This is a genomic window from Xenorhabdus thuongxuanensis, assembly GCF_001908095.1.
In the GTDB taxonomy this organism is placed as follows: Bacteria; Pseudomonadota; Gammaproteobacteria; order Enterobacterales; family Enterobacteriaceae; genus Xenorhabdus; species Xenorhabdus thuongxuanensis.
This window is the reverse complement of the sequence record NZ_MKGR01000008.1, coordinates 26,170-44,539: the sequence shown is the minus strand read 5'-3', so window position 1 is coordinate 44,539 and position 18,370 is coordinate 26,170. Positions and strand designations below refer to the sequence as shown.

21 protein-coding genes, 1 tRNA gene and 3 pseudogenes are annotated in these 18,370 nt (G+C 38.5%); 7 read left to right on the top strand and 18 right to left on the bottom strand.

The annotated features are described in order from the left end of the window. Positions 1-77 precede the first annotated feature (77 nt). From Xentx_RS07350 to Xentx_RS07340, 3 genes are all read right to left on the bottom strand, one after another. On the bottom strand, positions 78-539 hold the full coding sequence (locus tag Xentx_RS07350; protein WP_074019719.1) for a hypothetical protein: 462 nt from the start codon (positions 537-539) through the stop codon (positions 78-80). 184 nt (positions 540-723) lie between these two features. Further along, positions 724-1,059 carry a hypothetical protein gene (locus Xentx_RS07345; protein ID WP_074019607.1) on the bottom strand — a complete coding sequence of 112 codons (336 nt, stop codon included), beginning with the start codon at positions 1,057-1,059 and terminating at the stop codon, positions 724-726. Between the two features lie 32 nt (positions 1,060-1,091). After that, positions 1,092-1,475: a hypothetical protein gene (locus Xentx_RS07340; RefSeq protein ID WP_074019606.1), complete on the bottom strand. Its 384-nt coding sequence runs from the start codon at positions 1,473-1,475 to the stop codon at positions 1,092-1,094. Positions 1,476-1,649: 174 nt separating this feature from the next. Here Xentx_RS07340 and Xentx_RS07335 point away from each other — a divergent pair, with 174 nt between their 5' ends. Then, positions 1,650-2,438: a PhzF family phenazine biosynthesis protein gene (locus tag Xentx_RS07335; RefSeq protein ID WP_074019605.1), complete on the top strand. Its 789-nt coding sequence runs from the start codon at positions 1,650-1,652 to the stop codon at positions 2,436-2,438. Positions 2,439-2,582: 144 nt separating this feature from the next. Here the strand turns inward: Xentx_RS07335 and lldD are convergent, their stop codons facing one another. The 8 genes and pseudogenes from lldD to Xentx_RS07295 all read right to left on the bottom strand — a co-directional run bounded on the left by lldD (position 2,583) and on the right by Xentx_RS07295 (position 8,463). Continuing rightward, complete coding sequence (gene lldD, locus Xentx_RS07330; RefSeq protein ID WP_074019604.1) at positions 2,583-3,725, bottom strand: FMN-dependent L-lactate dehydrogenase LldD; 1,143 nt, start codon at positions 3,723-3,725, stop codon at positions 2,583-2,585. 77 nt (positions 3,726-3,802) lie between these two features. Continuing rightward, positions 3,803-4,165, bottom strand: coding sequence for a polysaccharide lyase (locus tag Xentx_RS07325; protein ID WP_339373713.1), 363 nt, complete (start codon positions 4,163-4,165; stop codon positions 3,803-3,805). A gap of 365 nt (positions 4,166-4,530) precedes the next feature. Further along, entirely contained in the window at positions 4,531-5,133 is a 603-nt protein-coding gene (locus Xentx_RS07320; RefSeq protein WP_083600900.1) for an RBBP9/YdeN family alpha/beta hydrolase, read from the bottom strand. Between the two features lie 119 nt (positions 5,134-5,252). Next, the gene (locus Xentx_RS07315; RefSeq protein ID WP_083600899.1) at positions 5,253-6,080 is read right to left on the bottom strand and encodes an alpha/beta fold hydrolase; all 828 of its coding nucleotides are present in this window, start codon (positions 6,078-6,080) and stop codon (positions 5,253-5,255) included. A 93-nt stretch (positions 6,081-6,173) separates the two neighbouring features. After that, on the bottom strand, positions 6,174-6,929 hold the full coding sequence (locus tag Xentx_RS07310) for a thioesterase II family protein (RefSeq protein ID WP_074019602.1): 756 nt from the start codon (positions 6,927-6,929) through the stop codon (positions 6,174-6,176). A gap of 214 nt (positions 6,930-7,143) precedes the next feature. Next, positions 7,144-7,497, bottom strand: a pseudogene (locus Xentx_RS19350) (NADAR family protein). Positions 7,498-7,702: 205 nt separating this feature from the next. After that, positions 7,703-8,155, bottom strand: a complete 453-nt coding sequence (locus Xentx_RS07300) for a DUF2335 domain-containing protein (protein ID WP_074019601.1) — start codon at positions 8,153-8,155, stop codon at positions 7,703-7,705. Positions 8,156-8,265: 110 nt separating this feature from the next. After that, the gene (locus tag Xentx_RS07295; protein WP_047771141.1) at positions 8,266-8,463 is read right to left on the bottom strand and encodes a Cro/CI family transcriptional regulator; all 198 of its coding nucleotides are present in this window, start codon (positions 8,461-8,463) and stop codon (positions 8,266-8,268) included. Between the two features lie 99 nt (positions 8,464-8,562). On the opposite strand from Xentx_RS07295, the gene Xentx_RS07290 reads away from it, so the two are divergent. Continuing rightward, on the top strand, positions 8,563-9,276 hold the full coding sequence (locus Xentx_RS07290) for a LexA family protein (protein ID WP_074019600.1): 714 nt from the start codon (positions 8,563-8,565) through the stop codon (positions 9,274-9,276). Positions 9,277-9,554: 278 nt separating this feature from the next. On the opposite strand, the gene Xentx_RS07285 is transcribed toward Xentx_RS07290, so the two are convergent. Then, the gene (locus Xentx_RS07285; RefSeq protein ID WP_074019599.1) at positions 9,555-9,773 is read right to left on the bottom strand and encodes a hypothetical protein; all 219 of its coding nucleotides are present in this window, start codon (positions 9,771-9,773) and stop codon (positions 9,555-9,557) included. A gap of 91 nt (positions 9,774-9,864) precedes the next feature. Between Xentx_RS07285 and nqrE the strand changes: the two genes are divergently transcribed. Continuing rightward, positions 9,865-10,464 carry an NADH:ubiquinone reductase (Na(+)-transporting) subunit E gene (gene nqrE, locus Xentx_RS07280; RefSeq protein ID WP_139292446.1) on the top strand — a complete coding sequence of 200 codons (600 nt, stop codon included), beginning with the start codon at positions 9,865-9,867 and terminating at the stop codon, positions 10,462-10,464. A 184-nt stretch (positions 10,465-10,648) separates the two neighbouring features. Here nqrE and cml read toward each other — a convergent pair whose 3' ends face one another. From cml to Xentx_RS20080, 3 genes and pseudogenes are all read right to left on the bottom strand, one after another. Next, on the bottom strand, positions 10,649-11,863 hold the full coding sequence (gene cml, locus Xentx_RS07275) for a CmlA/FloR family chloramphenicol efflux MFS transporter (RefSeq protein WP_074019598.1): 1,215 nt from the start codon (positions 11,861-11,863) through the stop codon (positions 10,649-10,651). Between the two features lie 538 nt (positions 11,864-12,401). Continuing rightward, positions 12,402-12,509, bottom strand: a pseudogene (locus Xentx_RS20085) (IS1 family transposase); the annotation flags it as partial. A 6-nt stretch (positions 12,510-12,515) separates the two neighbouring features. After that, positions 12,516-12,596, bottom strand: a pseudogene (locus Xentx_RS20080) (IS1 family transposase); the annotation flags it as partial. Positions 12,597-12,875: 279 nt separating this feature from the next. Here Xentx_RS20080 and helD point away from each other — a divergent pair. Beyond that, positions 12,876-14,930 carry a DNA helicase IV gene (gene helD, locus Xentx_RS07265; RefSeq protein ID WP_074019597.1) on the top strand — a complete coding sequence of 685 codons (2,055 nt, stop codon included), beginning with the start codon at positions 12,876-12,878 and terminating at the stop codon, positions 14,928-14,930. 24 nt (positions 14,931-14,954) lie between these two features. Here the strand turns inward: helD and Xentx_RS07260 are convergent, their stop codons facing one another. Further along, entirely contained in the window at positions 14,955-15,413 is a 459-nt protein-coding gene (locus Xentx_RS07260; RefSeq protein ID WP_074019596.1) for a methylglyoxal synthase, read from the bottom strand. Positions 15,414-15,502: 89 nt separating this feature from the next. Here Xentx_RS07260 and Xentx_RS07255 point away from each other — a divergent pair, with 89 nt between their 5' ends. Further along, complete coding sequence (locus tag Xentx_RS07255) at positions 15,503-15,916, top strand: CoA-binding protein (RefSeq protein ID WP_074019595.1); 414 nt, start codon at positions 15,503-15,505, stop codon at positions 15,914-15,916. Positions 15,917-15,984: 68 nt separating this feature from the next. Here Xentx_RS07255 and hspQ read toward each other — a convergent pair whose 3' ends face one another. Beyond that, positions 15,985-16,305, bottom strand: a complete 321-nt coding sequence (gene hspQ, locus Xentx_RS07250; RefSeq protein WP_208607556.1) for a heat shock protein HspQ — start codon at positions 16,303-16,305, stop codon at positions 15,985-15,987. A 230-nt stretch (positions 16,306-16,535) separates the two neighbouring features. Here hspQ and yccX point away from each other — a divergent pair, with 230 nt between their 5' ends. After that, positions 16,536-16,814 carry an acylphosphatase gene (gene yccX, locus Xentx_RS07245; protein ID WP_074019594.1) on the top strand — a complete coding sequence of 93 codons (279 nt, stop codon included), beginning with the start codon at positions 16,536-16,538 and terminating at the stop codon, positions 16,812-16,814. Positions 16,815-16,829: 15 nt separating this feature from the next. Here yccX and tusE read toward each other — a convergent pair whose 3' ends face one another. Next, positions 16,830-17,159, bottom strand: a complete 330-nt coding sequence (tusE, locus tag Xentx_RS07240) for a sulfurtransferase TusE (RefSeq protein ID WP_074019593.1) — start codon at positions 17,157-17,159, stop codon at positions 16,830-16,832. A 180-nt stretch (positions 17,160-17,339) separates the two neighbouring features. Here tusE and Xentx_RS07235 point away from each other — a divergent pair. Then, a tRNA-Ser gene (locus Xentx_RS07235) sits at positions 17,340-17,427 on the top strand. The last annotated feature ends 943 nt before the right edge of the window (positions 17,428-18,370 follow it).

Genomic DNA, 18,370 nt, shown 5'->3' with positions numbered 1-18,370 from the left:
CCTTAACACACTATTCCATCACTTTTGTTACATTTATGAGACTGGTTTAAACCTGTGTTAACTGCCAGTTAACTCAATTAATAGTAAGTATGACAAGCATCTTCAATATCAGAATAGGAATAACCATTCCCCTGTTCTTTTTCTAATTTCTGCCTTGTTTCCCTATAGCAACGGCGTTTATCCTGCTCTTTGAAATGGTGCATAATGTCGTCTTGTGGCTTATGGAAAAACTTAAGCTGTTGCTCATTCCAATCATAAGAAAGCTTCCAGCTCTCTTTATCAAGCCCATTGTGATGCTTATTAAATTTATCATTATATTCTTTCTGTTCATTCTCTCTCTTCTCAGCTAACGCATTATCTTTAGCCAGTTTTTCTGTGTTCCAACTTCCATGTCCTAGGGAGTCCCTCTTTTCCAGGTATTCTTCTGAAGGTTTGTTATCCGCGGGTATATCGCTTTTGTAGCTTAAATCCAATGCCAGAGCTTGAGAAAACCACACTGACAAAATAAAAAACAGGTAATGGGATCCTTTGATTTTCATATCCTTCCTTATTAGAACTATAATAAATAAATTATTATTAATAATCGTTATCATATTGTGCATCACGGCTTCAGAGAAAGTTTAAGTCTTCGCTAACGACGGCTAGCTCAATTAATAAAAACTTCAAGCCTCTTTTGATTTGTTGTCCTATAGCAATGACGTTTAGTTTGCTCCTATGAATACGTCAGTTTTGTTTCATAAAGCGTGCTATATCTTGCTTTAAATCTTGCGGATTGGGAGGGTAATTCTTAAAGCTAAAGCTGTTCGACCTATACCAGTCAGAAGATCGATTATTATACTCTTTGTGTTCATTTTCTTGTTTTTCGGCTAAGGCATTATCTTTAACCAATTTCTCCCTATCCCAATTTTCATCGTGCAATTTGTCCCTTTTTTTCAGGTACTCTTCTGAGGGTTTGTTATCTGCGGGTATATCGCCCTGATAGCTTAAATCCAAAGCCTGAGCTTGAGAAAACCACACTGACAAAATAAAAAACAGATAATGGGATCCTTTGATTTTCATATCTTTCCTTAATGGGATTATAACAATGACATTTAGTTTGCACCCTGAAGACGTTCAGCTTTTATCCAGAAGAGTTGCCTCTCTTGGCGAAGGTAATGCTGTTGAATATCGGGATAAGCATTAAAGCTCTGCGCATACCAATCAGGAGGAAGCCCTAGGCTCTTTTTCTCAAATTTGCCATTATATTCTTTCAGTTCCTTCTCCCCCTTCTCAGCTAAGGTATTAGCTTTAGTTGGTTTATCCATGTTCCAATTTTCGTTATCCGAACTGTCCAGGCTGAATCTCTTTTTCAGATATTCTCCTGAAGGCCTGTTATCTACGGTTATAGCGCTTCGGTAGCTTAAATCCAAAGCCTGAGCTTGAAAAAACCACATTGGCAAAATAAAAAACAAGCAAGAGGCTCCTTTGATTTTCATATACTTCCTTATTGAAACTATAATAATGAATTATTATTTAATAACCATTATCACCTAAGGTCAACACTACAATTTCTGTGTATTTTGCAAACAAATAAAATAACTCTTTACAAATCAATATAGTTTCAACATTCTGTGATTTACTTTTCATTATAAAAATTGAGTGAGATTCTGATGCATCCATACCCTATTTATCACGTCGATGCCTTTACGGAAAAATCGTTTTCTGGTAATCCGGCTGCGGTTGTCTTGCTGGATAAATGGCCAACAGATGAAACGCTGATTTCTATCGCTGCTGAAATTGGCCTGCCAGAAACCGCTTTTCTGGTAGAAAACCACCTACGCTGGTTTACACCTAAAGTCGAAGTAGATTTATGTGGACATGCAACGCTGGCGACCGCGTTTGTCCTCATAACCTATCGCAACATCCAAGAGAAGTTACTCACATTCAAAAGCCGCTCCGGTGAACTCCGAGTTTCTCATCAAGATGGTGTTTTTACCTTGGATTTCCCTATCGCAGATTGCCATGAAGAAAATGCTCTCATCCCTGTTATACAAGATGCCCTGAAACAAAAAGTTTCCACAGTATTAGCTTCACATGATCGTTATATTTGTGTTTTGGATTCCGTAGACCAAATTATCAATACCCAACCTGATTTTAATAAGATTGCTGCCTTGCCCTTACCAGGGCTTACCATTACCGCTCTCGGTGACTCATCCGCAGATTTCGTTTCTCGCTATTTTGCGCCAGCTAGAGGTGTCAATGAAGATCCTGTTACAGGTTCTAGCCATTGTGTCCTTGCTCCTTTCTGGGGAAAAAAGCTCAATAAAACAGAGCTTCATGCCCGTCAATTATCAGAACGAGGCGGTGAGTTGTTATGTCGAATAGATGGAGATCGTATATATCTGACAGGTAAAGCAAAGCTCTTTTCACACGGTGAGATACTGCTTGAGAGTAAATAATTCCTTATTTTTGATAAAAAAATGGCACAAAGTCACAATAGATAAAAGTTATCTGCAAGAAAAAGCTCCATTGGTATTTAAAGGATAAACTAGCTATGGTCAGCGGAATAAACTCTACTGACCAATAATGACAACTATCCTACATTAACCTTGATTGCACACCAGTAAATCTGAATTAATTTCCGAGATTGATCTCGCTCCAGTTAAGGTCATCGCTACCCGCATCTCTTTCTCAATCAGATCCAGTAAATTAGAAACACCCGCTTCACCTGCCGCAGCCAATGCATAGACAAAAGCACGCCCCAGCAAAACACTATCCGCACCCAGAGCAATCATTCTTACCACATCCAATCCGGTCCGAATACCAGAATCAGTAAGAATGGTAATGTCATTTTTGACTGCATCCACAATTGCAGGCAAGGCTCGTGCTGTTGACAAAACACCATCAAGCTGACGTCCGCCGTGATTTGAAACCACAATACCATCAGCCCCAAAACGAACAGCATCTTTAGCGTCTTCTGGATCAAGGATGCCTTTAATAATCATTGGCCCTTTCCAGAAATCACGGATCCATTCCAAATCTTTCCATGAAATTGATGGATCAAAATTACTTCCCAACCAGCCAATATAGTCTTCCAATTTAGTCGGTTTGCCACGATATACAGAAATATTACCCAGATCGTGTGGCTTACCCCACAGCCCTACATCCCATGCCCATTGAGGATGAGTTATTGCCTGCAAAATACGGCGCATGGCCGCATTCGAGCCACTCATACCGGAATGTGCATCACGATAACGCGCCCCAGGTACTGGCATATCAACAGTAAATACCAGATTTTTGACTCCCGCAGCCTGTGCCCTTTCCAGTGCATTGCGCATAAAACCACGATCTTTTAGCACATAGAGCTGAAACCAGATTGGGCGATCTATTGCAGGAGCGACTTCTTCAATCGGACATACTGATACGGTCGACAAAGTAAATGAGATCCCCTTTTTGGCTGCGGCACGCGCAGCTTGCACTTCACCACGACGCGCATACATTCCTGTCAGTCCAACAGGACCAAGTGTCACCGGCATTGACATCTTCTCGCCGAATAAGCTGGTTTCCAGGCTTAATTTGGACATATCCTTCAACACACGCTGGCGTAACTCAATATTGGATAAGTCTGTGGTATTACGTTTAAGGGTATGCTCTGCGTAGGCTCCGCCATCAATATAGTGGAACAGAAAAGGCGGTAACTTAGCTTGTGCTGCATCCCGATAATCAGTTGAAGCGGAAATAATCATAATATCTATCCTAATGTAAAGTTATTCGCGCATTTTATGGCATACCATTTCGTTTGATCATCTTTATTCCCAACGTATTAAATGTTATCAGGTCTTTCCACACTAACAATAAAATCATCAAAATAAGCATATTTTTCCACTGGTGGTGCCCAATCCAGTGTGGAACCACCAAAAAAAGAACTCCATTTTATTGCATCAATAAAAACATCACTTTTATTTCTCAATTTGAGATTATTCGTTCTAAAAACTTTTTTATTATTAACATATTGGATATAAATACCATTATGTTTACCGATACTATTCAGCTTTACATATTGTGTTAGGGTATACCAAATATTTTTCTTTAAATAGGTTTCTAATTTAACGTCATCGCCACATTGTTCATTTTTTTCCGGGTAGTAGAGATAACCAAATAACTCACCAGCTTTTCTCCACATCAAGCGATTACTAAAATCCCCCAATCAGATTTGAAATCTTTAGCAGAGTATTGTCCTATCTTGTGTGCAAAATTTACATTAATCAAATTAACATTATTTGCATTAGATACAAGGGGGAAATGAATTAGCACCATAATTAACTCCTTAGTAAATTATATTTACACTTTCACATAAACCTCCAAATAGAATAAGAAAAATCAGAAAAACAAGCCAAAATATATTTTTATATTGTTCCTGTTTGAAATGATAGTCAAATTTTATAGCCGACAAACCTTATTTAAAATAACTCACTGGTCTTTTACATTTAATATCTCCCTCCAGAATAAAACCAATAAACCGGAGGGTTAAAAGCTACCATTTATCTATACTCATTCTGAGAGCATATTCTCCAGAATATCATAAACAGGTAACAAACGAGTGAATCCATCCCTATCAAGGAAATGTCCACCATTATCAATATTAATCACTTCCGTTTGCAAAGAATGAGCCAGAGCCAGAGAAAATTGCGGAGAAATAATTTCATCATTAGATGAAATAAGTGAAAAACGGTGTTCGGTTACCTCACGCAAGAAAGCATAATCTAACGGTTCAACAGTAAAAAAATCCAATTCTGGTAAAGTAATTTGAGGAGAGTCAAATCCAGAGACCAAAATATATCCACCAATACGAAGATGCTGAGAACGCATCGATTCTAAATGCCGCAATAGCGTAATACAACCGAGACTATGACCAACAAAAATCGAGTCTTCGTCTGCCTCAGGCGCAATATCCATCAACATCTTAGCCCAGGCTTCAGGTTTAGGAGATGATGTATCAGGCATTGTAGGTATGATAACCTCCGCACCCTGTTCAGTAAGTTTCTCTTTTAACCAAGGGAACCAATGTGATGAAGGCGAAGCAGTATGTCCATGAACAATAATTATTTTTTTGCCAGAAAACCGACCTTGACCACTTATTTTTTCTGATATCACTAATTTTTTCCTATTTAATAATTTATCTATTTATGGAGTCAACCATCTAATTATTAAGAGCTTGAGACTGAGTTAAGTCAATAATCAAATACATGATCATAAGTTAGTTACCACTTAACTCATACATTCCGAATAAAATTCTTTATCCTTGCGCTAAAAGCGGCTGGCTGTTCTATAGGGAACATATGCGTTACCCCTGTGACAATTTCCGATTGACAATTGGGAATATTTCTTGCTGCTGACACACTAACAAGTTGAAACAATGGACGCGAATATTCACCATAAGCAACGTGCACTGGCAATTTTATCGTCACCAAAGCGTTTACACTTATATCTGGTTTTTCATTCTGATTCAATTGCTTAATTACCGTATCTGCTTGGGCTAATTGAGTCATACGCACGGCTTCAGGTTGTGATGCAAAATAACCTTTTTGATTTCCTGAACCATCAATCAGAATTTCCACCATTTCAGTCAGTTTTCTTGTTCCTGTTAATGCAAATAAAGGGCCAAACATAGCTTGAGCATCTACCATAAATAGCGCTAATTCATCCTTGGTTAAATAAGAGGGATATCCAGGCTCATAAAGAAAAAGACTACGAAACAGTTCAGGTGCTTTTAATACTGCCAATAATGCTACATCAGCACCATAAGACCATGCGACCAGATGTAGAGGAGAACAGCCTATTTTACGGATAACTTCAATAACATCATTAGCATGAGTTTCAATACCAAAGTTCCCCACTTTCGTAGAACCTCCAAAGTGGCGCAAGCTCAAAGCTATTGGTGACACTGTATCTTCCAATTCGATCATGTGTCGATGCCACATATAACTATCAGCCAACGCACCATGCAGAAACAATAAGGGTGTTTTAGTATTCTCATGATTATGGAGATACACAAATTGAGCATCATTCACAGTGATTTTCTTTTCTTGATATCTGATCATTGCTTTTCCGTTATAGCGTATTATCTATTTTTTATACACTAATACCCTGAATTTTCTAAATTGTTACTTTGTTATTAGATTATAATTTTTAACCTATCCTGCTAGTTCTCTGGCCTGTTTTTCGAGCCAAGAAACCACTGCATCATTATTGAACAAATAAAAATGCCCTCCTGCGAAAATTTGTTGTTCTATTGGCGCAGGTAACACTCGCCACCATTCCGCCAAACGAGAAACAGGAACTCTATTATCCCGATCTCCTCCTATCACATAGGTTGGGATATTCAACTTTTCTTTCGGTAATAGAGACAAAGAATCCAATAAAATGAGATCGTTTTTCATTGTTTCGATCACATAATTACGTAATTCGGGGTTAGCAAGAACATCTGACGGTGTTCCTTCACATTGCTCAAGGATATTCAAGATATAAGAGTCAGAATATTCCTCACATGGCTTATTTTTGAACTCTTCGGGATCAATAAAACCACGGGCAGAAATAATGAGTGCTAATTGCTTTTCTGGCAATTCATTCTCTAGCCTACAAGCAACCTGATAAGCCAGTTCCGCTCCCAAACTGTGTCCAAACAGTAATAAAGGTTTATCCTCTCCTAACCTTAAACGCTTTATTGCGCCAAGGATATCAGACAAAACAGTTTCAGCATCCACCAGAAAAGGCTCTGAAACACGCATTCCCCTGCCTGCAAGCTCCAAACAATAAACTTCAATGAATTCCGATAACTTATGAGCCAGCTCAATATAGGAAAAACAAGAGCCTCCAGCGTGATGAAAAAATAATAGCTGTGCTCCAGCCTCTGGCTTTTTACTCGCAGAAAATAAAACTGAATCAGACAAGATGAAGTTCCTTTTATTGATTAGATTATAATTAAATCGCAATATTAAATTTGATGAAATTGCGTGCAAAGCAAAAGAAAATCGGTAAATTTCTAAGACATATATAACATTATTATTACAATAGAAATCACCTAAGTAAAACAATAAAAAATATAGAGCCTATCAGATTAGACTCTATATTTTAAATTATCGCGCACAACCATTAATGCAAATCCTAGTAAGTTAAGACCATCCACATCAAAGGGTTATTAATGTTAAGGGTGTCTTCTGATAATCCGATCCCCCAAATACGGTCAACAGGACTAGCCTCAACTAATATTTTATTCCCTGTATTCAATAAAAACTCTGCTAACGACTTGTTTTGAGAAAACTTCGCTAAGTTTCCTTCAATCACTATATTTAATTGATGTTCATCCCAAACCGACTAGTTAAACTCGCATATTTCATGCCCATATGCTTTTGCTGCACCTGGATTTTTAGCATTAATAATTTTTTTCAGCACCTTGTGATCATTAAACAAACGAGCTTTCCCTGCTATCATATAATGTTCTGTACTAGTATATTTTATGTCATCAACAGTAAACGGAGCTGGATACCACTGGCTTAAACAAGATTTGGTTAATACAAATTCTATTATGTTTGTCGATGGATATCACATCAGTTTAATTAATATAGCATATTAATAATAAAAAAATTGAAAGTCACTCATGTAAAAGATAGTAAATAAGAGTATTCACATATTTTTTTGCATAAACCCTCACATTATTATGGCATTATTTAATATTTAATTTACGACCAATGGCAAATACAGAAACCAACCCCACCAAATCAATGGTGATTAAAGTACCTGCAAATAACATTTCTCCTCTAAAAGCAAAAATCGTCGCAATGATTAAGATAAATATAGTAATGAAAAAGCCCATCCATTGCCCCCGTCTATCCCTGTTTATCAATCCATCCAACGCCTTATTTTGCTTTTCATGTTGAAAAACCTGCTCTTTTTCTCTGAGAGTAAATACTCTTTCACTGTAACCCGGTAAAATTGATTCATAACTCTTCAAGACTTCAGGGGATGGAAATGAATCAAAGCAATGAGATATCTCTTTATTTTCAAATAAATATCCATTTGACGAATCAGCATCTAAAGCATTGCGGTAATCATTTACGGGCATAATGTCAAGAATGCTCCCTATCGCTCTGAAGTAATAACCAATGTTAGAGTTCACGTTTTCTCCTCTGGCAATATACACAAAAAACACTTTAATAAAATCAGTGAGATAATTAAGGTCAACCTATAATAGAAATGAATTAATCGTACTTCTGATATCTTTACTATTCACAATACACCTTGCTTTTGGCTAGGGAACGGGCGGCATTCTTCAGCTTTGTAGGTTCCATCTTCCTGACGAATCAAAAATATTTTCCGCCCTGAACGCAATGCCTTACTGATCGCTGTTTGATGAACGCCCACTAAACGTGCTGCTTTAACTTGTCCATTCAACTTTACATATTCTGATAATGGGATTTTTTCCATACGTTTCCTCCTTTCCTCTGAAAATAATATCTAAAGTACTAAATATTTCAATACTTTTGGTATTTATCATTTTAATAGCATTGGTATTAAAATGAGCCCATGAAAAAGAAACTCTCAGCAGAACAACTTGCAGATTCAGTACGTTTAAAAGAGCTATTTGAGTCCAAGAAAAAGCAGCTCGGTATCTCTCAGGAAACGCTTGCAGAAGAAATCGGCAAGACACAAAGTGCAATTTCACACTATCTCAATGGGATAAACGCCCTTAACTTGGAGATAGCGGTCTATTTTGCTCAAAAATTGGAAGTCCAAATTGCAGATTTCAGCCCATCACTGGATAAACAGGCAAGGAAACTTGTCTCTGTTCTCTATGGTGATAATGCTGAATTTGCCAGTCATATGCTCCTACATAAGCAACACCCACTACTCGATTGGGTAAATGCAAGTAATTGGTGCGAAGAGCCTACACAAAAATACCAAACAAACCGCACTGCAAGGGCATATAAAACCTGTGTTGAATGTTCACAACGTGCTTTTTGGCTGGAAGTAAAAGGTGATTCAATGGTATCTCCGAATGGACTAAGCATACCGCAAGGCATGATCATTTTAGTGGACCCAGAAGTTAAACCAACTCCCAACAATTTAGTCGTAGCAAAACTCAATGGAGAGAAGGAACTGACTTTCAAGCAACTGATTACGGAAGGATATGATATGTTTTTAAAGCCATTGAATCCCCAATACAATATGATTCCACTTAATAATCAAGTACATATTGTTGGGGTAGTTGTGGAAGCCAGGGTTGGAGAATTGCCTTAATCTACTGTTTTTTTTAAATCTATTTTTATTAGCCTGTCACATAGCAAGGAGCCTATTTAGGTTGTCTGAGAATGAGGAACATAGATTTACTCGTTATCAAATGACACTATCAATTATGAAAACAGCATTATCTGTAATGATCGGGGTGCTATCTATTTTTTGGTTGTTAAATCAACTTAATATATTGATTTAATAAACTATATAGTGTTATTCAACCCCGATCGAGTGGTAAAACCAGAGTTTACTACTAGTTGTAAAAACAAGTACCAATATTTTTGTTAGATCTCATTACTGATTCCATGCGTCAGGTATAAATTGTCAGTATCAATATCCCTATCAAATATGACATATCTTGGTAAAACTTCGCCTTTAATCCACATTCTTATGCTGCAATTTGCTTGAGTCACTTCAACATCATAGTGATCAATTTTATAACGTAAATCAGGATAATGCTCATCAAGCGCTAATAAAACTCTCTCTTCCAAGTTCATACTCATAAATCTACCTCCCATTTTTTTAAAAGATAGCTTTAAGTAATTCACTGTTTTATTTAGACTATAGAAAGCTTATCATACAAAGGAGGAAATTATGATTGAAAATCACTTAAACATACTCATTAAAGCAGCTTTTATTGAGAATATGGCCCTAAGTTTCTTCCTTGGAATGTGTACTTTTTTAGCTGTTTCTAAAGAGGTTAAAACCGCATTCAAACTAGGCATAACAGTCACAGTATTGCTTATATTAGCCACTCCAATCAATAACTTAATTTATAATTACATACTCAAAGAGAATACTATCATTGAAGGAATAGATTTATCATTTCTTAGTTTTATAACCTTTATCGGTGTTTTATCTGCTCTTGTCCAAATTTTGGAGATGTTTTTAGATAAGTTTATCCCCTCCCTTTATCACTCACTAGGAATTTTCTTGCCATTACTCACTATACACTGTGCAATTTTTGGCGCCACCATATTTATGGTTGAGCGAAACTATAACTTTGCTGAATCTATTACTTATGGAGCAGGTTGTGGCATTGGCTGGATGCTAGCGATTATTGCTCTGGCCGGACTACGAGAAAAAATGAAATATTCAAATATACCCAAGGGATTGAAAGGGTTAGGTATTACTTTTATCACTGTCGGCCTTATGTCACTTGGATTTATGTCATTCTCTGGAATATCGATTTAATAAAATCAATAAATTAACTGAGAAAAGCAAAAAAGCCTCGCAAACGCGAGGCTTAAATAATAAATACAATGCAGTCTTTCGTGGACTGTAATAATAAAATTAGATTCATCGTATTTTACCGGACAACACAGTACAAATCCTCAAAATGAAATAATCCGTATCACAGTATTCGTAAACCATTCACTTAATAACTTTGATCTGTTTGTTTTTGCCCTCCATTGTTAATAAAGCAAGACAGACAAAGTACTCCTGTTGCCAGAACCAGGCAGTAAGTAATAATCGGCCAGGTAGTGGCATTGGATAAAAGTGTAATGGTGAGCGTTCCTCCTATTCCCAACAATAACCCTCCCAGACAGGAGTAGAATGCTGTTGCAGTTCCGGCCATATGCTCAAAACCTTGTAGTGCGCCATTAGGTGCTACTGAAATCGCCATAGAGATCCCAACACCGACAAACCACATTGGGACGATAAAGCCAAATACCGACTCAGGTATGAACAATTCTCCAACAGACAGCAAAAACGCTCCTGCCACCAGACAGAACATCCCCACCCGTAATGTACTTAGGATCCCCCATCGGGTAATCAAACTTCCCACACTTCGCGCAGTCACCATCATTGCGATAGCCACAGTTGCAAATAGCAAGCTGAAAGTTGTTTGTGATAATCCTTGTCGGCTCATCATTACCCAAGGGGCAGTTGAAAAGAAGACGAAGAAGCTCCCCAGCCCTGCACTGTAGCAAAGTGTGTACAGCCAAAAATGCAGGCGTTTTACAGGAAGAAGTAATTGCGACCACTGTAAGCCTGCCGTCCGTTGCCGCCGAGTTTCTGGAACGAGTTTCCCAACCGCAATCACCGTCACTGCCATAGCACATCCTAATAAACCAAAGATTGCGCGCCACCCCAGCCAAATGTCAACCAGCGTTCCGAGCAAAGGAGCTACAGCCGGAACCATGGCAAGCATAGAGCCAAGCAAGCCATAGATCACATTAATTTCTCTACGGCCCGAATAGATATCGCGTACCGCCGCGAACATGGCTACGAGACATGCTGAAGCCCCACAAGCTTGAATAATGCGGAAGCCCAAAAAAACTTCTGGTGATGAAGTTATAGCAAGGCCGAATGAAGCAACCGTGTAAGCAATTCCACCGCTAAGCAAAACAGGGCGACGGCCAAACCGATCTGATAGCGGGCCAAATAGAAGCTGGCCGACTCCTAATAGGATCATATATGCAGTCAGCGTTAGTTGGATTGCTCCTGCTCCGGCACCAAGTGCATCAGCGATGAAAGGCATTACGGGCAGATACATATCCATAGCCAGTGATGCCAGTAAATTGAATGGGGATAACAGCAATATTGTGGCGGTAAATGAATATTGCCAGAAAAACTCTTTTGATTGCACGAATCCATCTCCTAAAGTTAAGGATTTGGCGGCGTGCTCATAGAATTAAGTGCTTCTTGAGAACGCCGCAACAACCGAAAAAACTGTGGTTGCTACGGCTTATCTATCTGTTTTGTGTTTATTAAGGGGACTCATATGGGTTATCCTGTAGTGAGTTCGTATCGTAAGAATCTCATACTGAGATGCGAAGAGTCTTAAATTACGGGTAGTGCTTTATAGATAGTTGTTCATCTTCAGATGGATAACTAAATCCACCACTCTATTTAACCACCCGCGTTGCCTGCGTATATTAGCAGGAAAATCAAGTATTACTGTATTTCCCGCTTTTATCAAGCTGATTATATGGTTTTCTAATATTGATTTTATTAGCTGGCTTTTTTCAACAGTGTGATACATGAGTTATTAACAGATAGTGTATTCAAGGTATTGATTGGCCTTAAACATAATATTTTCTTTCAATGAAAGTGCCGATAATTTTGTCATGTATTTCAGGGGATTCTTTGAAATTGTCTGTACACCAGAAAGCCACGTTGAATCAGGATAGTTTTTTCAATAGCTTCTTGAGCGTTTTCTTACTTCATTTTCCGAAAGTATGCGCGATGATACGTTTCAAGCGGGGTTCCCATGTATACCATAACCAACGGTAACGTTGATGACCGCCTTTACCCGTACCCTGCTTCTTTACCTCTTTTGTCTTATGACAAAAGCGACACTGAACTTCCACCGCTGCCATTTAATTTCTCTCATAAAAAAAGAAATATTATATCTTAATAACAACGCCTCGAATACATGACCCAAAATCTGGTTTGACCAGATTTTCACTTACCAATTTGCAGATGGCTCAAATTGAAATAAATTAAAAAATAAAAAGTTAAATTATACGGATATAATAGAGGGTGTAACTGTTATACAGAAAATGATGGGAGCTGGATAAAACCATTAGCACAAAATACTCCTAACAACATTTACATGATGAAGTAGTTCAACAATTTTCAGGTACGGTGCCACAACAATGGAACTAAAATCAACGCAAATCGGCCAACACCTTGCTCAGCACCCTTATAATCGGGTACGTCTACTTAATGCTGGCATTGAAATTAGCGGTGATAAGCACCAATACCTTATTCCATTTAATCAATTAATTGGTATTCAGTGTAAGCGAGGGATTGTTTGGGGGGAACTGGAATTTGAACTGCCAGATGGAAAAGTGGTTCGCCTGCATGGCACTGAATGGCAGCAAACACAACGTTTTTACCATTATCTATTAAAAGAATGGCAAAAATGGAGCGTCGACATGAGCGATGTCAGTGCTGATGTTCTGGCAGCTCAAATAAATGAAATAATTAAAATCAAACAACAGAATCGTTGGCTGAAAACTGCTGATTTGGCTTCCGTACAGCAACAAATCCAAGAAACATTTCAGGCTTTACCCTTGCCATTACAACGAGTCGTACAATTTGAAAATTGTCACGACAATTATAAGATTTGTCTGGATTGGTTAGAGGAAGGTGAAAAGATAACCCAAACGCTGAATCGACAATGGGTTGATCACATGCTGGTGCAATATGAACAATTTTTCCAGACAAAAGAAACGTCGCCACTTGATCGTTCTCAGTGTCAGGCAGTGATTAATGGTGAACAAAATATTCTGGTATTAGCGGGGGCGGGCAGTGGAAAAACCTCTGTTTTAGTTGCGCGTGCAGGATGGTTATTGTTACGTCAACAAGCACTCCCTGAGCAAATTTTGTTGTTGGCTTTCAATTGCCAGGCTGCTGATGAAATGAATGAACGTATTCAGGCTCGTTTGGGAACCCAGGAAATAAAAGCAAAAACATTTCATACCCTAGCATTGCATATTATTCAGCAAGGCAGCAATAAGTCACCAAAAATTAGCGAGCTGGAAATTGATGCTCAAAAACGCCGTGATTTTCTTATCCAAGAATGGCAAAAACAGTGCGGAGAAAAAAAAGCACAAGCTAAAGGTTGGCGAGAATGGTTGAATGCAGAATTGGATTGGCAATTGCCGGAAGGTGAATATTGGCATGATACGTTCTTGACGACCCGTTTATCGGTTCGTTTAGAACATTGGCTGGAATTAATGCGTATGCATGATTGCAGTCAAAAAGAGATGATTGAACAGGCATCTGCTGCTTATATTGATGTATTTCAGAAACGTCTACGGCTTATGTCACCTTTGCTGAAAGCCTGGAAATTGGCATTGAAATCTGAAGGGGCAGTCGACTTTTCTGGTTTGATCCATCAGGCGGTGAATATTTTACAGAAAGGTCGATTTATCAGCCCGTGGAAACATATTCTGGTGGACGAGTTTCAAGATATTTCACCTTTGGGGATCAAATTATTGACGGTATTGAAGGCACAAAATAAACAAAGTCATCTATTTGCTGTGGGAGATGATTGGCAGGCAATCTATCGCTTTAATGGTGCTGAATTATCGTTAACGACTGCATTTTCAACTTATTTTGGTAAAGGGGCTGAATGTGTATTGGATATGGCGTATCGCTTTAATGGCCGTATTGGGGAGATTGCCAATCAATTTGTGCAACAAAATCCTTATCAATTAAAGAAGCCTCTCACTAGCCTGACAAAAGGCAATAAAAAATCGGTTGTGATTTTACCGGAAGAGCAACTAGAGGCATTGCTTAATAAAATGAGTGGTTATGTTACTAAGCAGGAAACCATCTTATTATTGGCACGCTATCACTATCTCAAACCAGAATTATTGAAAAAAGCGCCGACTCGCTGGCCAAATTTGAAGATTGAATTTATGACAATTCATGCGGCTAAAGGACACCAAGCAGATTATGTCATCATATTGGGGTTACAGCAGGGTAAAGATGGTTTTCCGGCACCAGAGAGGGAATCTGTGATGGAACAAGTTTTATTGCCACAACCTGAAAATTTCCCTGATGCGGAAGAGCGTCGTCTTTTATATGTTGCATTGACGCGAGCAAAAAAGCAGGTTTGGTTAATGCAGGAGCTGAAAAATCCATCTGTTTTCATTCAGCAACTGGCGCGATTGGGAGTACCGATTCAGCGTAAGCCATAAATTTTTCCCTGATGACTGTTGATGTTATTTCAATCTCTCATTGAGATAGTGCTGATAATCAGGCACGCAAATATTAACTTCTGTAGAAAAAAGTACTGAGTTGATAAGAAAATCGGCAGTTGAACAGTTTGTTGCAACAGGAATATTCCAAACCGTTGCTACACGTAGCAGAGCTTTAACATCAGGATCGTGGGGAACCGCGTTTAAGGGATCCCAAAAGAAGATTAAGACATCGATTTTGCCTACAGAAATCAGCGCACCAATTTGTTGGTCACCTCCCATTGGTCCACTTAACATACTCGTCACAGGCAATCCTGTTTTTTGCTGAATTAAATGCCCCGTTGTTCCTGTAGCACATAAGGTGTGCTTTGCTAACAAAGCATTATGGGTATTAACCCAGGCCAACAGGGCATTTTTACAATGATCGTGTGCGACAAGAGCAATCTTTTTCGATTCAGGTAAGGTGCGAACAGTTGATTCCATAGAGATACCTTTATATGAATAAATTATTTATCATAAACACTGTAGCAGATAAACCAAATGAAAAATGCTGTGGGATATAGGTGGACAAAATGAGTGATCAATATATAGCGGAGATTCTGGGAAAAGTAAAAACCATAGCGTTAGTCGGAGCGAGTGAGAAAACAGATCGTCCAAGTTATAAAGTTATGAAATATTTACTGAATCAGGGATACAAAGTGATTCCTGTCAGCCCTAAACTGGCGGGACGGACTTTATTGAACCAGCCTGTTGTGAGTCAATTATCTGATATTAAACAACCAGTCGATATGGTTGATGTATTTCGCAACGCAGAAGCTGTTTATGGCATTGCGGGGGAAGCTATCGCCATTGGCGCTAAAGTCCTTTGGTTACAACAAGGCGTTATCAATGAAGAAGCAAAATTATTAGCAGAAAATAAAGGGTTAGACGTTGTGATGGATCGTTGCCCCAAAATTGAAATCCCGCGGTTGGAGATGGAAAAGTGAAGCAGGTGGCAATTGGTTCATTATTCACCACCTTATTATTATGATTTGGATAACGGTAACAAAAGTATTTAATTTCGTAATCGTGGAGCTTGTAATTGATTGCGGATAGATTCGGCTAACTCATCCAGAGAAGATTGCTCTGGATGTTCATCTGATATTTCGTAAGTCAATTGGGCTTCTGCCAAATAAGTATGGATAGGTTGACCATCGTCATCTTCCATCACAACGTGATACCACGGCGCTGAACGTAAGGTAGCATTAGTTGCGATATCATTTTCCTGCGGCTGTTCTAAAGAATATTCAGCATCAATATCTACAATAACACCCAAGTAACCCAGCAATCTATGTCGTACTTGCTGGCCGATACCGAATTTGCTGGCGATCATCATAGTCACCTCCAAAGAAACCTTGCAATGACTTTTATATAAGGGCGGTAAGGTAAATTTCAAGCGCACACCCGGTAACGGTAGCCGGAATTTTACATAATTTTTAAAACTAAGATGGCATGTGACCGCCATCTCATAATTTCAGGTTAGCTGTTGCGTATATAAAATACAATAACAAAAGTGGGTTTAACGTTTCTAAAGTTCTTACCATTTTATCTGGGAGGAATATAACGATGACTAAATGCAGCATGACTATTTATGTTTACGGAAGGGTACAGGGAGTTGGATTCCGTTATCACACCTACCGCTGGGCAAAGAAAAATAAGCTGGCGGGATATGTACGTAATATGAATGATGGGAGTGTGAAGATCGTCGCTTGTGGCAATGATGCACAAATCAAAATGTTAATACATTGGCTAGAGCAAGGTGGGCCTTCGGGTGCCAAAATAAAACATTTTCAATCTCAATTTTGTGAAGCAGAAGAGATGAGTGATTTTAGCATCCGTCATTAGTGACGGATGAATAAATCAAATACATTTGACTGGCTTGGGAAGGCCTGCAATTTTTGTTGCTTGTTTTGCAGGTCCTTTGGGAAACAGGCGATAGAGGTAACGGCTATTCCCTTTCTCCTCACCATATTTTTGGGAGATAGCTTTGACTAACATACGAATAGCGGGTGAAGTATTAAATTCTTCATAAAATTCACGTACAAAACGGATAACTTCCCAGTGCTGCTCGGTTAGAGTGATTGCTTCCAGCTCGGCAATGATAGGAGCCATAGCTTCTTGCCAATCTCGGTAGTTTTTTAGATAACCTTGTGCATCAGTTTCGATCTCACGACCTTCAAATACCAACATAACTTTTTACCATCCAATAACGATGGTTGCAATTTAGCAAAAATCACCACTATCCCCAAGAAAGATCACTAAGATGCCGAATAAATAGACCAATAGATAGTATCATGAATAAATTAACGGCAGTTGGACAGATAAATGCTTTACATTGGGAACCGTGATGTTTATAGTGCTCGACATCGCGGAGGGGTGGCCGAGCGGCTGAAGGCAGCGGTCTTGAAAACCGCCGATGGGAAACCATCCGAGAGTTCGAATCTCTCCTCCTCCGCCATATACACTTCTAGCAACATCTCGTAAAGTCTACTTTCCCCAATAAAATCAACGAAAATCCCCAAATAACACTCTATCAACGTCTACTGGCATCTATTGCAATGTACCCCAGTCAGGGGGTATATATAGGGGTAACTTTCTGTACCCCCTAAAAAAATACCCCCATTACTGTGAGGGGGCAAGGATGCTAGAAATATGAAACTAACAGCCCGACAAGCTGTTATGATATTTGATGACATGTAAGGAATTTTTAATTTTAATCCGTGATTTGAATCACTTTTCAAAATGGGCAAATTGGCAGGTATCTGAAGAATGTCGCCATTTTGTGTCGCCATCCCGTCGCCACTTTGCATTTTTCATGCAATCTCAGAAAGCAAAAAAGCCACCATAAAGGTGGCCTTTTCTAACCCTAACTCACTGTTTTACAGTAAGCTTTTATTTGGTGCCAGGGCGGGACTAGTGATAAATTATAATTTATTAATTTTATTGTATTTATTTTTACGAATTGTTTTTATGCCCCTATTAATGCCCCAAAAAATTCTGCTTTCTGAATTCGCATATCTGACTGATTTTATTTAATGGTTTGACTTGTTGTTTTTTCTAAAAATAAAGAGTCATGATTTTTCTGATTAAATTTAGGTTGGAACACGATGGTTTTGATTCATTAGGGTATCCAGTTCGACTCTGTGAACAATTTCTGATAATTATAAAAGGTATTCCGTGACTCACCCATAATTTGGCAGTCTTTTAAGACATTACCAATATTCTTTAGCCTGATTTAGCAAACCGTATTTTTATTTGATAATGGAGTTGTTTAGTATTAACTATGAGAGTGATTTCATTGATTCTATGTCCATATAGCAAAAGCAAAGTCGATAATTCTTAACCTTTCAATGTTTAGTGCCAGAGCAGATTGCGACTAATACACACAAATTATACAATGT

Coding starts and splice junctions, on each gene's coding strand:
- Xentx_RS07350 (WP_074019719.1), bottom strand. CDS start 539: ATGAAAATCAAAGGATCCCATTACCTGTTTTTTATTTTGTCAGTGTGG.
- Xentx_RS07345 (WP_074019607.1), bottom strand. CDS start 1,059: ATGAAAATCAAAGGATCCCATTATCTGTTTTTTATTTTGTCAGTGTGG.
- Xentx_RS07340 (WP_074019606.1), bottom strand. CDS start 1,475: ATGAAAATCAAAGGAGCCTCTTGCTTGTTTTTTATTTTGCCAATGTGG.
- Xentx_RS07335 (WP_074019605.1), top strand. CDS start 1,650: ATGCATCCATACCCTATTTATCACGTCGATGCCTTTACGGAAAAATCG.
- lldD (WP_074019604.1), bottom strand. CDS start 3,725: ATGATTATTTCCGCTTCAACTGATTATCGGGATGCAGCACAAGCTAAG.
- Xentx_RS07315 (WP_083600899.1), bottom strand. CDS start 6,080: ATGATCAGATATCAAGAAAAGAAAATCACTGTGAATGATGCTCAATTT.
- Xentx_RS07295 (WP_047771141.1), bottom strand. CDS start 8,463: ATGGAAAAAATCCCATTATCAGAATATGTAAAGTTGAATGGACAAGTT.
- Xentx_RS07290 (WP_074019600.1), top strand. CDS start 8,563: ATGAAAAAGAAACTCTCAGCAGAACAACTTGCAGATTCAGTACGTTTA.
- Xentx_RS07285 (WP_074019599.1), bottom strand. CDS start 9,773: ATGAGTATGAACTTGGAAGAGAGAGTTTTATTAGCGCTTGATGAGCAT.
- nqrE (WP_139292446.1), top strand. CDS start 9,865: ATGATTGAAAATCACTTAAACATACTCATTAAAGCAGCTTTTATTGAG.
- helD (WP_074019597.1), top strand. CDS start 12,876: ATGGAACTAAAATCAACGCAAATCGGCCAACACCTTGCTCAGCACCCT.
- Xentx_RS07260 (WP_074019596.1), bottom strand. CDS start 15,413: ATGGAATCAACTGTTCGCACCTTACCTGAATCGAAAAAGATTGCTCTT.
- Xentx_RS07255 (WP_074019595.1), top strand. CDS start 15,503: ATGAGTGATCAATATATAGCGGAGATTCTGGGAAAAGTAAAAACCATA.
- hspQ (WP_208607556.1), bottom strand. CDS start 16,305: ATGATGATCGCCAGCAAATTCGGTATCGGCCAGCAAGTACGACATAGA.
- yccX (WP_074019594.1), top strand. CDS start 16,536: ATGACTAAATGCAGCATGACTATTTATGTTTACGGAAGGGTACAGGGA.
- tusE (WP_074019593.1), bottom strand. CDS start 17,159: ATGTTGGTATTTGAAGGTCGTGAGATCGAAACTGATGCACAAGGTTAT.